The organism is Nitrosomonas sp. (genome assembly GCF_019752095.1).
In the GTDB taxonomy this organism is placed as follows: domain Bacteria; phylum Pseudomonadota; class Gammaproteobacteria; order Burkholderiales; family Nitrosomonadaceae; genus Nitrosomonas.
Genome location: NZ_JAIEMO010000006.1, coordinates 80,745 through 97,124, shown reverse-complemented (window position 1 = coordinate 97,124; position 16,380 = coordinate 80,745). Strand labels below are relative to the sequence as shown.

Genomic DNA, 16,380 nt, shown 5'->3' with positions numbered 1-16,380 from the left:
TGGGGCGTCCGCCAAAGAGTACAGCTGAAAACAAAGATGAGATCAAACGCCTGAAAGCACAACGCCGGCAGGAATATCGCGAGCGCATTCCAATTGAAGGAAAGTTTGGCCAAGGAAAATATGGTTATCGGCTCAACAATATTCGAGCCAAGCGCGCTGATACGTCTGCCGCATGGATTAATAGTATCTTCCTGGTTATGAACCTGTTCATCTTGGCGCTGGTTTTTATTTGCCTGAGGAATCTTGCTGCCAAAATAGCATTTTGGGTGACAGAAGAGTGCATGCCCAGAAAAATTCCGTTTGCGCGTGACTGCCAATTCATCTCAAGCCGGAATTCTTACTTGGCAGCGCGTATCTGATCGCTGAATTTCTGAGTAAGCTCTATTTATAGGTCTTTACTGACAATGGGTTAAACATAATCCCGTGAAACTTTAGAGCCTTTTGTTTATTAGCACCCTATATGCGGGTGTTTACGCAGGATCCGCCATGACATGTTTTATCATGGCGTGACTGTAAATAGAATACCCTAGACTTTCGTACATTTCCCTAGCGGCAAAATTGAATACAAAAACCTGCAGTTTGATGCTACGTACGTTGATTGCCGTGAGGGTGCGTTCTAATGTTCTAATTGATTTAGACGCAAAGCCCCGACGACGATATTTTTCATTAATATAAATGTCAAAAAGAAAATAAACAGTTTCGTTACTCCCGGGTTCCGGGCCGGCCCACATTGTACCCACCTTGTTGCCCGTGCTCTGCTCAATAATGGATAAGAAAAGTTGTTTTGCAGTTAATTGTCCATCCGGTAATAGCTTATTTAAGTCGGCGTTAGATCGATATAATGCTTCTTCCGGCAACCAAATCCCAGCACGGACATTTGTTTCCGCATAACTTGATAGTACTCTTGTAGAAAAAGCTGTGAAATCTGTTTCTTGCATTGGAACGAGGTTAACTGCGTCACGGTAGTTCAAAACTTTCTCCTACGCTCAATTGTTTGTCAGGCTCAGATTCGTCTCGAGATGAATCTGAGTCATTAAACAGCGTTAGTGCTAGTACCCTATTTCCTTCTATTAATATTAATTGATTCTGGCCATATGCCATTCTAAGAATAGCTTGGTGAACAGATTCGCCATCATATGAGGTGAGCTGAGAAATTTTCTGCACTACCGACGAGATGGAACGAATATCATTTGTTTCTTTCAAAATAGCGCAATCAATATCACTGACTTTATGTAGCGTTGCTTGTCCCCATCGGTTGTCGAATACGTGCCCCTCCGAGCCAATTTCCAATAACCTCAACGATGCAGTTTTGTGTATTGCTTTCCATTTTGAGACTTCTTGTCGGAGTTTCTGCGTGTTGCGAGGGATAGAATCTTTCTCATTAAAATCGCCGACGTAGTAATAGGCGATTTTACCTAGCTCGTCCTGTGGTAGATGAGGATAGATAAGTGAATAACTGTGGTAGGGCCTTAGGTTGCTCAAACCGTGGGCAGTTGGATTGTAGGTATATGGGCTAAAACGATCAAAACGAACATCAGCAACTCCATTCGGGGGGGGTAAATGGGATAGGGCAGGAACAAGACTTGCCATTTCAGAATAAACACATTCGTTGGCACCCGGGAATCCCACCAAAATATTCCAAAGTGGTCTTATGTCATATTCGATACACCATTTTAGTAGCTGCACATTCTGAATCCCGCTAACTCCTTTCTTCATAATAGTAAGCAGAGAACTATGTAGGCTTTCGATCCCTGGCTGAATCGTGTCTACACCAGCAGCACTTAATACGGCAACATCGAGACGAGTAAGATTCGCCTTAATTTCGTAAAAAAAAGTAGCGCCTTTGTGCCTCCCTACCAGTTTAGGCAAGAAAGTTCTCAGGTAATTTATAGGGAGAATATTGTCGCTGGTTACAAACGCTTTTGTTATCCCTCCATACCGACTAATCAGAAAATCAACTTCTGCCAGCGCTCTTTCTGAAGTTTTTTGTCTGAACGTCATTGTAGTAGCATTGAGTCCGCAGAATGTACAGTGTGATTTTGCCCCCCACCAGCATCCTCGCGATCCCTCAAAAACCAAACTAGGAGATTCAATTATCTGTTCTCGGCCCAAACGTTGTTCAAAGAAGTCTTCAAAATCTGGATAAGGCAGATCGTTTAGGGTAATGAGCGGATTAACTTGCTCGTTACTTTTATGAAATTGGACTACGGATTGACTTGACTCGGCAGAGCTACTACGTCGGAGTAACTTGCCAAACGAATTCGAAACGACCATGCCATCAATCTGAGCGATTGGCCGGTCATCTAATAAAGCTTGAACAAACCGCGGAAAGGCGATGTCGGCCTCGCCACGAAAAACAACGTCCACAGGTCCGAAGTGATTGACAACTGTCTCAGCCGCCGGACCATCGACGTTGGCACCACCAAAGACAATAACTATGTTAGGCCATTTTTTCTTTATTAATTTAGCAAGTGCCACAGAAGCAAGTTGCTGTTGAAAGACTGAGCTAAACCCAACAATTCGAAATTGACCCCAGTCGCACGAATCCAAACAACGATGTATAAATTTGTCTGAATGCATTCTAAGGCTCACTAGTTTTTCGATAAAGCCCTCGGTAGGTCTTACTCCATTGGAAGTATGATCAAGATTGTGCCCGCGTAGAACTTCATTTAGATAACGTAAATCGAGATCAGAGTTCGCCCCCCAGGCTATTTCTCGAAATAGCCATTCACTCGCAAGATCTGTCGGCCTTGGCGCACCGTTAGATAACTCACGGTTTAATTCAAGATCGCAGAAATCTGCGTACATGAGATTAAAATAAAAAACTTTGGACGCTATCCCGCGGTCAGTAAGTTGGCTCTTAAGGAGGCTAAGTCCAAGATTAGGGTAGCCAGTCGACGACACCGGCATATTTACAAGGGCAACGGATAATTTGCTGTTCCGATCAGTTTTTCTCACAGCGTAAAGCTTTATCCGTTAACACTTTCCATCGCCTCATTAAATTCTGATAGCAATTTTTCTGAAAACTCCTTTTCGTAAATTTCACGAGCCATTTTCTTCGATTTAAGTGCGTAAATTGGATTCTTGAATATCTCGTAGCACAAATGGCATTGGTCTATGTAACCCCCATCACGATGCTTAAAACCCGCTTTCTCCGCAGCCGGTATAAAAGCTTGTGGTCCTTGCGTCACCATCACATAGGAAAGCGGACTTTCTACAAATTTTCGATGAATATCAGAAATGTCATCAGCTACAGTGCCGAGCTGCAAAGATGGGAGGTGGCCTGCAGCATTGCAGCACGGAATTATATTTCCTTCTGCAGAAGCAGATAGAATAAGGCTAGGACATTTTCCGGTGGGGATTTCATTGCTAGTAAAAAGATGTCCTGCGTCGATTTTCTCTGCAGCCCGCCCCACAGGATGACATGGAATTTCTCTGCATCTGATGTTTAATAAGTCATCGCCGTGCTTGGCTAAAAAATCGGCAAGTCGGGAAGTGGCTTTGGTGGCAACGAACTGCACCTCCACTTCCAAATGCTCACTTCTGCAGGCTCGAATGACGTTAAGCGGTCGTGCAACATCTATGTACTCCTGATGGAATTCGTCAATTGAAACGACGAGTCTACTAACACCAATACTTTTTATTATTTGTACTTTTTTCTTCGCCTCCTCAGCAGATGTCCCCCAAAAACCGTTGGTATTAACCGATACAATTGCTCCTTTATTGATTGCATACCTGCAAATTTTGCAGAGTCTATCGAAAAATGCGAATGCCTCGCCTCCCGACAACCCAATCTTTGGGCGGGAGCAATCGTAGAACGCCCCATCGATCAGTTCAAATATTTGATCGTCCGTCATAACAGATTTCTCGGAAGGGCCAGAATTTACAGCACAATGACTGCAGGCAGCATTACATGTATTCCAAAGAAGAATTCCAAGATTCATATTCCCTCCCGAGATTACTGTTTATTTAGTTAAAGGTAAAACCTTAGTTAGCTGTAAACATGAACCCAACTTGCCGCTGCCGCTCCTCCAATGTCTGTAAACAGCGGTTTTTTGAAGTTTACACTTTTGAGCGCATCCATTTCTGCCTTAGTAAGTTCGATATTATGAGCGTCCAGCGTCTTATTTAGATCCTTAGCAAGGGCAAGACGGAAGACATCATCAGTTGTTGCTTTCTTGAGAATAGCTGCAATATGTTCGGTTCCCATGATATATACCCTAAAGATACGGCGACATTACCGTATATCTTTATTAACACTTTACGTTTCTAACGTCAAGCATTATTTTGAGAGACCTTTGCAAAACAAACCCTCATCCGAAATGTTTTTTTGTAGTAAAATAGAGCTTTTAATCAGTCGGTTAAATGCAATCTATGCGTTTCTCAGTTTTTGATGTCATTCGCCGTACCCGCAAAGGCAACTTTCTGAATCAAATTGATCATTTGATCGATTGGAAGCCTATCGAAGCAGCCATTAACCCGCATCATTCTCCTAAATCTGATGCAACAGGCCGCCCGGCCTATCCTGGACTGCTATTATTCAAAATGTTGCCGGTTGGTGTCTGGCATGGTGGTCTCAGCGACGAAGCGGTTGAAGATAGGGCAAATGCCAATCTGTACGTCATGCGCTTCCTTAATTTATTTTTCGAAGATGAAGTGCCTGATCATTCGGTGCTATCTCTGATTTAGAACCCGCTTAACCGCCGATCAAGCCTGGGATGGCTTGCTGGAACAGATCAGTCAACAGATCAGCGCGCTCAATGTGAGCGTTACGACCGGCTGCCACATTGACGCGAGCATCACACATAGCCCGCGTAAACCAAAGACTAAGCCTTCCTGTGAAGGGGTTAGTGACCGCGAAGAACAAGATGATGAACCATTAGCCAAAGCGGCAATGCAGGTCGTTGAAGTGACTCAACCGGGAGTCGATACGGAAGCTCGTTGGGTAAAGAAGGGCGGCAAATCAGTGTTTGGCTATAAACAACATACCTTGGTTAGTGACAACGGTTTAGTGCTGGCGATACAAACCACAGCCGCCAATCAGCATGACAGTCAGCCGATGTTGGATTTGCTCGATAAAGCCGCAATCAAACCCGGAACACGGGTACACGCTGATAAAGCCTGTTGTAGCCAAAAACACCGAGCGGCTCTAAAGGCACGCGGCATCAAAAACGGCATTCAGGACAAAGCGGTAAAGAATAAACCACTCACTCAGCGGCAATTGCAACGCAATCGCCTGGTTACAAAATCCCGTTACGTTGCGCATTGACTCATTAAAAACCATACTACTTAGGAGCCGTTGCCTCATCTAAAATCAAACCAACTTGAAACGATAAGAAAGGAGATTTAGATGATGATGAAATCAATGAGTCTGGATGCTCGGAGGGAGTTGCAGTCAATTATCAAGCAGAAGTATCATAATGCGAATTGGGCGGACAGGAGTAAGTTATTGGATGGATTTGTTGCTGCCACAGGTTACGAGCGGAAATATGCCATTCAGCTGTTGAACAGTGCTGAGATGCCAATCCTACCAAAGAAGCGGCCAGCATCCCAGAAGTATGATGAACAAGTACGACAAGCTTTAATTTCAGTCTGGTTGACCGCTAACCAAATTTGCTCAAAGCGTCTCGTGCCGTTTCTACCGCAGCTGGTAACGACCATGGAGCATCATGGCCACTTACGGTTACCAGCAGATGTGCGAGCACACCTGCTCAGCATCAGTCCCGCAACTGTAGATCGCATGTTGAGGCCGGAGCGAGAGAACATCAAGAGAAGCATCAGCACCACGCGTCGTGGCAATCTCTTAAAGCATCAAATTCAGGTAAGGACATTTGCTGATTGGGACGATGTCACTCCAGGTTTCCTGGAGGCTGACTTGGTCGCGCATTGTGGTGGAAACACTAATGGCGCTTTTTTAAACACACTGGTTTTGGTTGACATATCCACGGGATGGTTAGAATGCATGCCATTGCTGCGAAAGTGCGCCAGTGATGTTATTGACGGTTTGCGAGTCGCTGACGAATTATTGCCATTTCCCTTGCAAGGGCTAGATACTGATTGCGGTAGTGAGTTTATCAACTATGACTTGCTAGACTACTGTGAAGATAGATTTATTACCTTTACTCGGGCGCGAACACACCGTAAGAACGACCAGGCTCATGTTGAGGAAAAGAACGGCTCGGTAGTGCGTAGACTGGTGGGTTATGACCGATTCGAAGGTCGAGAAGCCTGGGAAGCGCTGGCTAAATTGTATTGCGTACTGAGAAAGTATGTTAATTTCTTCCAACCATCACTGAAGCTGTTAGAGAAAGAACGGCAAGGGGCTAAAGTATCAAAGAAATACGATAAAGCAAAGACGCCATTTCAACGAATTCTTCTCTCTGAGCATATTAGTCAAGCAAAGAAAGATTCGTTAACTGCAGAGTATAAAACACTCGACCCTGTCAATATACTGACTCAGCTAGAAATGCTACAAGATAAGCTATGGGAATTTTCCTGGAACAAAAACGGCAGTGCAAAATCCAGTTTTGTCGTCAGCAAAGATGATATTGACGATCAAAATATGCAACCGAGGAAGTGCGGTAATTTACATCGTCATTATCACACAAGTGAAAAGGTAGACTTAAGAAAAGCTCCTCGCACCTGGCGAACGAGAAAAGATCCTTTTGAAAATGTTTGGGATGAGATTCGATTGCGGCTAGAGCTGATGCCAGAGACTACAGCCAGCGGAATTATACAGTGGGTCATGGGAAAATACCCAAACCAGTTTTCCACTGGTCAAACCCGGACTCTGCAAAGAAGAGTTGCACAGTGGCGCCAGGAACAAGAAGGTCATGAAAAAACATTGCGAGCACTCATGGTTAATCAAATGGCACCTCCACTGACTTTCTCCAGTATAGATGCAGACATTCAGACTAACTTGGATTGTGGGAAAAAGGATGTAGCAAAATCACTTAATTACTGACATGATCGTACTGTAGGTATACTGGGCAAGCACTACTCGCAGGCCTTGAAACTAAACTTTTTGTGATGAGGTGTGCCGCTAAAATAGTAGTATGATTTTTGATTGAGGCAATACGGACCGGACAGGTTAATTGTCGTCTAATATCATACAAAGTTTAGAAAAACAGGAAACGTGCGTCTTTTAAGCAGCAAATGGCAACAAAGGACGATATTTTCTCAATTTATTTGATTAAAATCGGCTGAAAATCCAGAGATTGCTGTAAAAACTGCAGTATCTTTGGCTTAAATTTTATATAGGTGTGTTTTGCAAAGGTCTCTTTAGGTATACCTGTTGCCGAACAGAATAATTCATCACTTAATCCAGTTATATCGGCAGTAGAACCGAGTTGCCCGCAATGTGGAAATGCGATGGTGAAACGCATAGCTAAGAAGGGCGTGAATTCTGGAAATATGTTTTGGGGATGCGCTGAGTTTCCCAAGTGTCGCGGCATTAGAGCCATCAGTTAAAGTAACAAGAAATTAAAATGCTGATTGTTTCCTTGCGGAAGCATTTAAAATGAAACCATAACTGATTGCTGGCTATAATATTTTTATGTGCGGTGGCATTCAATACCAAGATCACAAGATCTACTTCCCTCAACCTAATGCTAGGCTGCCCGTGTTGCTGCGGCAGGGTGATGTAACTTGGGTTACTTAGGGTAAGCGTAAAAACGAGGGTTCTGGAAGTTTTCCAAATGGTGGCTGGGCACGTCTGAATTCTATTAGGGCGGGCAAATGGAAACCTTGGCGTCCAAGACCAGTACTGATTCCAGCTGAAAGCTTTATGGAAAAAGATCACGATGGTCAATCGCACTGGATACCACTGGATGCCAGCATGGTGGTTCAGGCACTGTTGGCTGAAAGAAGCGACGAGCAACGAGTCTATGTGGTTACTGAAGCAACTCCACCTGAATTTGTCTGGATTCATGACCGTTGGCCGCGATTGATAAAGCGAAATCAATAATCGCGCAAGTTATGCTTGCTCTGGTCGAATCACAAGCGGTTGGGCTATTCAATATCCCGCTAATTTCTTTACTTAATGCTTTAATGTGGAGAATGCGGCTGATAACATCGACGAATTTATACTTTGGGAGTGTGATGATCGATAAAATCTTACTGCTGTATTAACGATGAATGTTAAGTCACGACGTATAGCCCATCTCGACATGGACGCTTTCTACGCTTCCGTCGAACTGCTTCGTTATCCGGAATTAATTGGGTTGCCTGTCGTGATCGGCGGACGAGCCAAACATGAACCCACTCAACAGGCTAACGGCAGTAAATATTTTCATCAACTACGTGAATATGCCGGACGCGGTGTGATAACGACAGCAACTTATGAAGCACGGGCAAAAGGTGTGCATTCAGGTATGGGTGTTATGAAAGCGGCACAACTTGCCCCTGATGCTATTCTTCTTCCCGCTGACTTTGACAGCTACCGTCATTATTCACGGCTGTTCAAGGCGGCTGTTGCCAGCCTTGTCCCCATGATTGAAAATACCGGTATTGATGAGATTTATATTGATCTCAGTGAGTCGACAGTTGATACCTTAGTGCTTGCAAAACGAATCAAACAAGCTGTTTATGATGCAACCAGCCTCACCTGCTCTATTGGCATTGCACCAAATAAGCTGCTGTCAAAGATTTGCTCTGACCTTAACAAACCTGACGGCATCTCCATCATTGGCATGGATGACATCGCTGATAAAATTTGGCCGTTGTCCGTGCGTAAAATCAATGGCATCGGCCCCAAAGTAAGCGACAAATTAGCTTCGCTTGGCATCACCACCATTAGCGAATTAGCACAAGCTGAACTGAGTTTTCTACAAACCCATTTTGGCCGCAGTTACTCTCATTGGTTACATGATGCATCACATGGTATTGATACGCGTCCCGTCATTATGCACGCTGAACCAAAATCAATCAGCCGGGAAACTACCTTTGAGCAAGACCTCCATCCCATTCATGACCGACCTGCCTTATCTGGGACATTTACTGCGCTGTGCACACGCGTAGCAGAAGATCTCCAACGTAAAGGTTACGCCGGGCGCACCATCGGCATCAAGCTAAGATTCGAGGATTTTCACACGGTCACACGAGACATTACATTGACTACGCACACTGCCGATCCAGCCGATATTCGTCGTGCAGCGGGAGAATGTTTACAACGTGTAGCGCTGAAGAAAAAACTGAGGCTACTTGGCGTGCGAGTCACCACTCTTTCTCTCAGCAAATCCTTACTGACGGCAGAAGCTTCGCCACAAAGAGAATTACCATTAATGCCTTAACTGGCTACAACTAAAGCAGGATATGTTATTGAGTCTAGATTCGTTAAAGAATGAAAATAAAATTATCCAGAATTTTTCATCTTTTTTTTGATGGTAGTATTGATGGTAATTAATACTCAATCTGTTTTAAATCCGCTTGGACACTAGGTCTTTGGCGGAGAGAGAGGGATTCGAACCCTCGATAAGCTTTTTGTGCCTATACTCCCTTAGCAGGGGAGCGCCTTCGACCACTCGGCCATCTCTCCGTTATTAGATTGAATGCAATCGTTTGATAGTTTATTGATCAGTTCTTGAGATTTAGTTCAGGGTGCTTGCTCAAGATCAAATGCTTTGTGCAGAACCCTGACTGCTAGTTCCATATATTTTTCATCAACCACAACTGAGATTTTTATTTCAGAAGTGGCGATCATTTGTATATTAATTCCTTCTTCTGCTAACACCCGGAACATCTTGCTGGCAATGCCAGCATGCGAGCGCATTCCAACGCCCACAACTGATACTTTCGCAATTCTATCACCTCCGAGTACGTCACGTGCACCAATATGAGGTTGAATTTTTTCTTTCAAAATATTCATCGTATTGTTAAATTCATTACGATGAACAGTGAAGGAGAAGTCTGTCAGGCCATCGTGACCTACGTTTTGTATGATCATATCCACATCGATATTCGCATCTGCGACGGGTCCAAGAATTTGATAAGCAATACCAGGATGATCTGGAACACCTAATACAGTAATTTTTGCCTCGTCGCGATTAAATGCGATCCCTGAAATGACTGCCTGCTCCATATTTTCATCTTCCTCAAAAGTAATCAAAGTGCCTTGACCTTCATCTTCAAAACTTGATAAAACTCTCAGTTTTACTTTATATTTTCCAGCAAACTCGACAGACCTTAACTGCAAGACCTTGGAGCCAAGGCTTGCCATTTCGAGCATTTCTTCAAAGGTTATGGTGTTTAACCTTCTTGCTTCCGCTACAACACGTGGATCTGTCGTGTAAATTCCATCCACATCAGTATAAATCTGACATTCGTCAGCCTTTAGAGCCGCGGCCAGTGCTACTCCAGTAGTGTCAGATCCACCTCGGCCAAGTGTTGTAATGCTGCCTTGCTCGTCTACACCTTGAAATCCCGCAACAACTACCACATAACCGGCAGCAAGATCATCCCGAATTCTGCCCTCGTCAATATTTAATATTCGCGCTTTCGTGTGTGTGCTGTCAGTTAAAATTTTAACTTGAGATCCTGTATAGCTTCTGGCTTTGATATCAAGTTCCATTAATGCCATTGCTAATAATGAAATGGATACTTGTTCGCCGGTGGAGACCATTACATCTAATTCGCGCGGATCAGGATTCTGTTGTACTTCGTGGGCTAATGCGATCAGGCGATTGGTTTCACCACTCATGGCTGAAACGACAACTACAATTTGGTGTCCTTGCGAGTGAAATTTTGCCACTCTACGGGCAACATTCTTGATCCGTTCGGTGCTTCCGACTGATGTGCCACCATATTTTTGTACGTAGAAGGCCACAGATTAATGACTCGCTTAATTTCTGAATTGGAAAACCGCAAGATTCTACACATTTCCCTTAAAGAAAACTAGATTTAGCTTTTCTGAATGTGATGAATTTTTTTTCATATCGTAAGCGTATCAAAACTTGAGGAAACAGAAATCCTGTGAGAAATCATTGTATATATAAGCACATACTGGAATAAGCGTGAGTATATTATTTGACGGTATAGCATTGATCACTAGATAATCATTTCTACTAAAATTTAAATAGAAATGTCTGTATTCACAATTTCATATGGTTTAGTTTTTCATATAAATCTCAGAAACTTAATGGTTTCGCGATGCTAGCTTTTATTGCTAAGTTTTTTTAGTAAATTCCCTTGTAATTCGCTATTAATCCATGCTCTCTTTGGCAAAGCCCAGAGCCTATCATTCGCAAATTTTTTGCACTGTAGCGCATTTTCTTCAGGCATGAGAATAGCATCAGCTTCCGTGAGATTAATCTCGTGTTGGCTGAATCGATGATTTTCTGTATAGGAGTGTAATTCTGCATTGAGTTCCATTTTTTGTATGAAATCAAAGCACCAACGAGAGTTATCGGCGTCGGTAACAACATGTAACCGCCTATTTTTAAAACTGGAAATAGATTGCTGAATTTCCGGATTAAGCACGTTATAGACCATTTCGTTTGTCAGCTGCATATTATAGGTTTTACCCAACCTGCTGATGTCTAGATGATGGTTTGGCACTCCATTTGTCACGATGATATCGGATTTTCTTAACTGGTTGAGATTGATACATAGCGGCCCTGCAGGCACCAAGAGTCCATTGCCAAAACTATGCTCACTAAAATCAACGACTATGATTTCTATATCGCGTTCAAGTCGATAATGTAGCATTCCATTACTACAGATAATGATATTACATCCAGGGTAGGTACTTAGTAGTGCCTGGGCGGTGGCTACTCTATTGTTGCCAATCCACACCGGACAGGATGCCTGGCAGTGATGGGCTAATAAGAATGTTTTTCCATCGATACTATGCGGATCACTATTCGGAGTTATTTCACGTGGTAAATCTGGATTGTCGGAGTTGTCGCGCATTATAATTCCTGGCCGATAACCTTGAGCTATCAAGCAATCCACTAGCCAAAGCAACAAGGGTGTTTTGCTGTCATCATCAACACTGATACTATCGAGCGTAATGACAGGGACAGGTAATTTGACCGAAGGAAAAATATCTAGCCAATAACACAGTCTTTTCAATGTCAGGAAATAACCATACAGGACACTGATTGGCCACAATAGAAAATGAAGAGGTGTGATGCGATGCCAATAGAGATCAGATAATTTCATAATTTACTTCTATCCAAGATTTAGTTGGGGCCGATTGGGAATTGAGAAAAAGATCAAACGCTGCGTGATAACTTTGGCACGGCCTATATTCAACAGGTAATAAAAATTGTGATGAAATCTAGCGAATCATGAATAATTTGCTGTAATAGCTTGTTAGATACTTATTTACATTGATGACTGAGACGGTTGTTTAAAATCTTCCTTGCTGTATCTTATAACAGATAATGTAATATTTTTGAAAATGGAAAGGTAACATAATAAGCTCATGAAGATACCTGTGAATCGATTACTTGTGCCAACCCTGTCAGCTGATGATAAGCCTAGAGAACCCCATCATATTGCATACACTGACTGGGGTGATCGTGACAATCCACATATTGTGATCTGTGTTCATGGATTGACGCGTAATTGTCGTGATTTCGATTATCTGGCGCGTGCACTTCAAGCGGATTGCCGGGTAGTTTGTGTTGATGTTGTGGGCCGTGGTCAGAGTGATTGGCTGCAGGAAGCGCAGGATTATGAATATTACCCGTTGTATCTTGCGGATGCGATTTCGCTACTGAATCATCTCAGATCTCAATACACTACTACACCGATAGTGCTGGATTGGGTGGGTATTTCTATGGGTGGGTTGATTGGTATGGTGATGGCGCTACAATCAAATTTACCAATTCCAATTAACAGGTTAGTGATAAGTGATCTGGGTCCTTTAATTTCAGCGGTAGCATTGAAAAGAATAGCTGATTATGTTGGTAAAGATCCTCGTTTTGCTAGTTTTGAGGAATTTAAAAACTACATGAAATTGATTTCGGTTTCTTTTGGCCCCTTAACTGACGAGCAATGGGAGCATATGGCGATTCATAGTGCTCGTGAATACCCCGATGGTTCTTACGGCTTTCGCTACGATCCAAGGATTGCAATAAGTTTTAAAACACACGAAATCACAGATATTGATTTGTGGGCGCAATGGGATCAACTCAATGTTCCTACTTTGGTATTGCGCGGAATGAATTCCGATATTTTGTCATCCGAGACGGCCGCGCAAATGCAAGTACGCGGAGCAAAGGCTAAAGTAGTTGAATTACCCGGTATCGGTCATGCTCCGATGCTGATGGATGATAACCAGATTAAAATTGTGCGGGATTTTATTTTGAATGAGTTTGCTTGTTGAGTTTAGCTAGGTGGTTTTTTGTACGTGGTAGCCTTTGCCAATAGTGATTTGCCCCGTTTTTACTTCTTGTTCGCAATCTGGATTATGGGCAGTGTCTTCTTCACTTGTACTCTATGACCTGGTATTGACTTATATAAAATGATCAACAGATTATAGCTCTGATCGCATCAAAGTGATAATTCAACATGACTAACGAAATAAACCACCGACAGATTATTTTCATTCCTGGGAAAAACCCAAAACCACCCGCTAATGAACATAAAAAGTTGTTATGGCGTATTTTACTTGAAGGTGTTCGTCGTGCTGAGCCGGAAATAGCCGCAGACCTGAGTTTGCACCCGGAAAATTTTAGATTGGTCGCTTGGAATTACCCTTATTATCATCTAAATAAAGATATTAGTAGTGAGCTTGAGTGGATTGATGCTTTAATCAACCAACATGGTCCTACAGAACAGGATATTCGAGAAGCGGATGCATGGCATCGCAAGCTGGACCGCGCTTTGTATAACATCGTAGATTATCTTCCTTGCTTTCTGCGCTTGATACACGAACCTTTGCGATCAGCTGCATTAGAAACTAATCGCTATTTTCAAAACAATAATAATATTGCTTCCGAGATTCGTGAATTATTGAAACAAGAACTGCGTCCGATGCTGGCAAACAATGACAAAGTGCTGTTGATCGGTCATAGTCTGGGTTCTGTAATTGCCTACGACACCTTATGGGAGCTGTCGCATTTAGAGTGTTTGCCCGGAAAAATTGATTTATTCCTGACGATGGGTAGTCCACTGGGTATGAATTATGTACAGCGCCGGTTAACAGGTAATAACCAAATCGGGGGGAAACGATATCCAAGCAACATCCGACATTGGGAAAATATATCTTCTGTCGGAGATATTACAGCGCTTGACCAGGCGCTTGCTGATGATTTTGCGCCGATGCGAGAAATGGGAATTATTGAATCCATCAAAGATCACTGCAATGGAATTTATAATTTTTACCGAAATAATGAGGGATTGAATTGCCACCGTTCGTACGGGTACCTAGTAAATCCCGCAGCAGGAAAAATTATTGCGGATTGGTGGCAGGCCAGCAGTACACATGAATTTTAAGTTGTTGGTCGCTTGCTATTACTCATTATCAAGTTGACCCCACCGGCATTATCCGGTGGTGTTTTGCAGATTTGAAAAAGCCTAGAAACGGATGTTATATTGAACATAGAAAAGATCAGGAGAGATTCCCGGTCTTTGCTTATCCAGGAATTCACCACGCCACATTTTTGAATAACCCACCATTACATCCTGGTGACGATTCACATGAAGATTTAAGCGGAAATCAAGTTCATCTCCGATATGACTGCCTGACTGACCTGTGACGTCCTGCAAGGTTGCTTGACCAGCAGCGTTATATAAAAAATCGCGATTATTAGCCAAATAGAAACGATGATATTGCGTTATGAATGTTATCCAGGGCATTGGTTGCATAGTAAACTGTGCGTTGATGTCATGCATATTTTGGCGCCCTATGCGATCCAAGAAGCCCAGGTAGTAGTAACCGAACGGAAACAATTGATTGAATGTATTGCTTCGGCCATCTTTGGAATTGCTATCACCGGATGCGAAATCATAACGTATCCAGCCTTGCGGATTCATCGGTAACGGTAAACGATAGCCAAGGCCCGTTGCAACAGCAAAAGCGGAAACGTCGAGGTTGGATCGCTGGCCGAACTGATACATGCCTTCCAGTTCATACAAGAAATTGTCATAATTTCCAGCCAAGCGACCACCTATCGTATGTGTATCAGCATTGCCTTGCAGAATATTTCCGGCGAGTACATTAGTGGCTGCAAGATTGCGATCATTGATTAAGCTCAGAAAATAAAGATCGATTAAGTGCCCAGGTCTTGTTTTATTTGTTGCCCACAAGCCAAAAAAGTTTTGTTGTGTATCCCAATTATCGACATTACCTTTCTCGATTACCATCGGGCGCATCCAGAAAGCATCGACATCCCATTCTGCAGTACGCCAAAAAGTTTTCACGCCTTGGAATGTTCGGCGCGTATTAACCCAATCCAGCGTGGAGATTAGTCTTTGTGAGCCGTACATGAGCTCTTGTCGACCAACGCGAATGTACGCCGGACCATTATTAATATTGGCTAGCTTGATGTCGGCAAACATATTTAAAATATCAGCATGATTCCGATCCGTTACCAGTGGAGGTAGCTCAGAACCAAAAGCACGGGCGTCAAGCAGTTCTGCAAATAAGCGTACTCGATCGCGATACCACAAATCAGCATGGAAGCGCGTGCGCAGCATATGAAAATCGTTATTGGTGCCTTCTGCATTCAAGCGGCTGTCTGTTTCATGAATGTAGCGATACCAGAAGTTACCGCCAAAGGATAACAGCCAATCACTGGCTAAATGGATTCTTTTGACTGGATCAAAAAGATCTTTTTCGTGATCTGGGTTATCCAGATACCGAAAGTCGATGTCATATGCCGGCGTAGTTAAAAGCGCAAACGGCGCGTAGGGCGCAACAGGTGGTTTCTCACGTTTATTACCCGTTATTAAATCCCAGAGTGAAAAATAACCAGGGCCCGTAGGAGGTAACATAAATAAGCCGGGGCGTGCCGCTGGGCTGATCGGGGGTACTTTCGACATATCGAATTGACTCGCTGCAGCTTGCGGTGCTGCGGCGGAAGCTGAACTTGTCGGCGCGCCGGTATTGGTGTTTGCTGGAGCTGGGCTTGTTGCGTAAGCCTGAGAAACCAGATACATAGCAGCAATACTAAAGCCTATATTGAATAATTTATGCTGTATCTTTTTTATCCAATGTATTCTTAACTCAGCGGAAGGTTTTGCTGAAAAAGAAAACACACGCGATGAATTCATTACGAAACTCCTGTTATTGGGATTAATACGGTATTTATTACAGAGGACAAACATTGTTGCTGGCAGGGTACTGTTTTTCTTGAATGATCCAGACTGCCATTATAAGCGATAAGCTTTTTTCTTAAAGTCTGGATATAACCTCTTTATAAATTTCAGCTT

General features: G+C 43.2%; 16 protein-coding genes and 1 tRNA gene. 9 read left to right on the top strand and 8 right to left on the bottom strand.

The window, feature by feature from the left end:
- Positions 1 to 359 (top strand): transposase (locus K2Q13_RS02950; protein WP_292919168.1); only part of this gene is annotated, 359 nt, incomplete at its 5' end.
- 111 nt (positions 360 to 470) lie between these two features.
- Here the strand turns inward: K2Q13_RS02950 and K2Q13_RS02945 are convergent.
- From K2Q13_RS02945 to K2Q13_RS02930, 4 genes are read right to left on the bottom strand one after another with little or no spacing between them, the layout of a single operon-like run.
- Positions 471 to 971: a GNAT family N-acetyltransferase gene (locus K2Q13_RS02945; protein WP_292919167.1), complete on the bottom strand. Its 501-nt coding sequence runs from the start codon at positions 969 to 971 to the stop codon at positions 471 to 473.
- The gene (locus K2Q13_RS02940) at positions 958 to 2,958 is read right to left on the bottom strand and encodes a RiPP maturation radical SAM C-methyltransferase (protein ID WP_292919166.1); all 2,001 of its coding nucleotides are present in this window, start codon (positions 2,956 to 2,958) and stop codon (positions 958 to 960) included. The genes K2Q13_RS02945 and K2Q13_RS02940 overlap by 14 nt, the downstream gene beginning before the upstream one ends.
- Before the next feature lie 11 nt (positions 2,959 to 2,969).
- On the bottom strand, positions 2,970 to 3,944 hold the full coding sequence (locus tag K2Q13_RS02935) for a radical SAM protein (protein ID WP_292919165.1): 975 nt from the start codon (positions 3,942 to 3,944) through the stop codon (positions 2,970 to 2,972).
- Between the two features lie 47 nt (positions 3,945 to 3,991).
- Positions 3,992 to 4,210, bottom strand: coding sequence for a hypothetical protein (locus K2Q13_RS02930; protein WP_292919164.1), 219 nt, complete (start codon positions 4,208 to 4,210; stop codon positions 3,992 to 3,994).
- A gap of 155 nt (positions 4,211 to 4,365) precedes the next feature.
- Here K2Q13_RS02930 and K2Q13_RS02925 point away from each other — a divergent pair, with 155 nt between their 5' ends.
- The 6 genes from K2Q13_RS02925 to dinB all read left to right on the top strand — a co-directional run bounded on the left by K2Q13_RS02925 (position 4,366) and on the right by dinB (position 9,290).
- Positions 4,366 to 4,689: a transposase gene (locus K2Q13_RS02925; RefSeq protein WP_292919163.1), complete on the top strand. Its 324-nt coding sequence runs from the start codon at positions 4,366 to 4,368 to the stop codon at positions 4,687 to 4,689.
- A 34-nt stretch (positions 4,690 to 4,723) separates the two neighbouring features.
- Positions 4,724 to 5,269 carry a transposase gene (locus tag K2Q13_RS02920; RefSeq protein WP_292919162.1) on the top strand — a complete coding sequence of 182 codons (546 nt, stop codon included), beginning with the start codon at positions 4,724 to 4,726 and terminating at the stop codon, positions 5,267 to 5,269.
- A gap of 81 nt (positions 5,270 to 5,350) precedes the next feature.
- Positions 5,351 to 6,964: a transposase family protein gene (locus K2Q13_RS02915; protein ID WP_292919161.1), complete on the top strand. Its 1,614-nt coding sequence runs from the start codon at positions 5,351 to 5,353 to the stop codon at positions 6,962 to 6,964.
- 407 nt (positions 6,965 to 7,371) lie between these two features.
- A complete protein-coding gene (locus K2Q13_RS02910; protein ID WP_292919160.1) occupies positions 7,372 to 7,470 on the top strand; it encodes a hypothetical protein in 99 nt (32 codons plus the stop codon).
- 316 nt (positions 7,471 to 7,786) lie between these two features.
- On the top strand, positions 7,787 to 7,966 hold the full coding sequence (locus K2Q13_RS02905) for a hypothetical protein (RefSeq protein ID WP_292919159.1): 180 nt from the start codon (positions 7,787 to 7,789) through the stop codon (positions 7,964 to 7,966).
- A gap of 166 nt (positions 7,967 to 8,132) precedes the next feature.
- Complete coding sequence (dinB, locus tag K2Q13_RS02900) at positions 8,133 to 9,290, top strand: DNA polymerase IV (protein WP_292919158.1); 1,158 nt, start codon at positions 8,133 to 8,135, stop codon at positions 9,288 to 9,290.
- A 152-nt stretch (positions 9,291 to 9,442) separates the two neighbouring features.
- Here the strand turns inward: dinB and K2Q13_RS02895 are convergent.
- The 3 genes from K2Q13_RS02895 to lpxK all read right to left on the bottom strand — a co-directional run bounded on the left by K2Q13_RS02895 (position 9,443) and on the right by lpxK (position 12,159).
- Positions 9,443 to 9,535, bottom strand: a tRNA-Ser gene (locus K2Q13_RS02895).
- A gap of 57 nt (positions 9,536 to 9,592) precedes the next feature.
- On the bottom strand, positions 9,593 to 10,822 hold the full coding sequence (locus tag K2Q13_RS02890; protein ID WP_292919157.1) for an aspartate kinase: 1,230 nt from the start codon (positions 10,820 to 10,822) through the stop codon (positions 9,593 to 9,595).
- A gap of 326 nt (positions 10,823 to 11,148) precedes the next feature.
- On the bottom strand, positions 11,149 to 12,159 hold the full coding sequence (lpxK, locus tag K2Q13_RS02885; protein WP_292919156.1) for a tetraacyldisaccharide 4'-kinase: 1,011 nt from the start codon (positions 12,157 to 12,159) through the stop codon (positions 11,149 to 11,151).
- A 277-nt stretch (positions 12,160 to 12,436) separates the two neighbouring features.
- On the opposite strand from lpxK, the gene K2Q13_RS02880 reads away from it, so the two are divergent.
- Together K2Q13_RS02880 and K2Q13_RS02875 are read left to right on the top strand one after the other, a co-directional pair.
- Positions 12,437 to 13,330 (top strand): alpha/beta hydrolase, encoded by an 894-nt coding sequence (locus K2Q13_RS02880; RefSeq protein ID WP_292919155.1) that lies wholly within the window; start codon positions 12,437 to 12,439, stop codon positions 13,328 to 13,330.
- Between the two features lie 185 nt (positions 13,331 to 13,515).
- Positions 13,516 to 14,442 carry a hypothetical protein gene (locus K2Q13_RS02875; RefSeq protein WP_292919154.1) on the top strand — a complete coding sequence of 309 codons (927 nt, stop codon included), beginning with the start codon at positions 13,516 to 13,518 and terminating at the stop codon, positions 14,440 to 14,442.
- Between the two features lie 81 nt (positions 14,443 to 14,523).
- Here the strand turns inward: K2Q13_RS02875 and K2Q13_RS02870 are convergent, their stop codons facing one another.
- Positions 14,524 to 16,221 (bottom strand): alginate export family protein, encoded by a 1,698-nt coding sequence (locus K2Q13_RS02870; RefSeq protein WP_292919153.1) that lies wholly within the window; start codon positions 16,219 to 16,221, stop codon positions 14,524 to 14,526.
- Positions 16,222 to 16,380 lie beyond the last annotated feature (159 nt).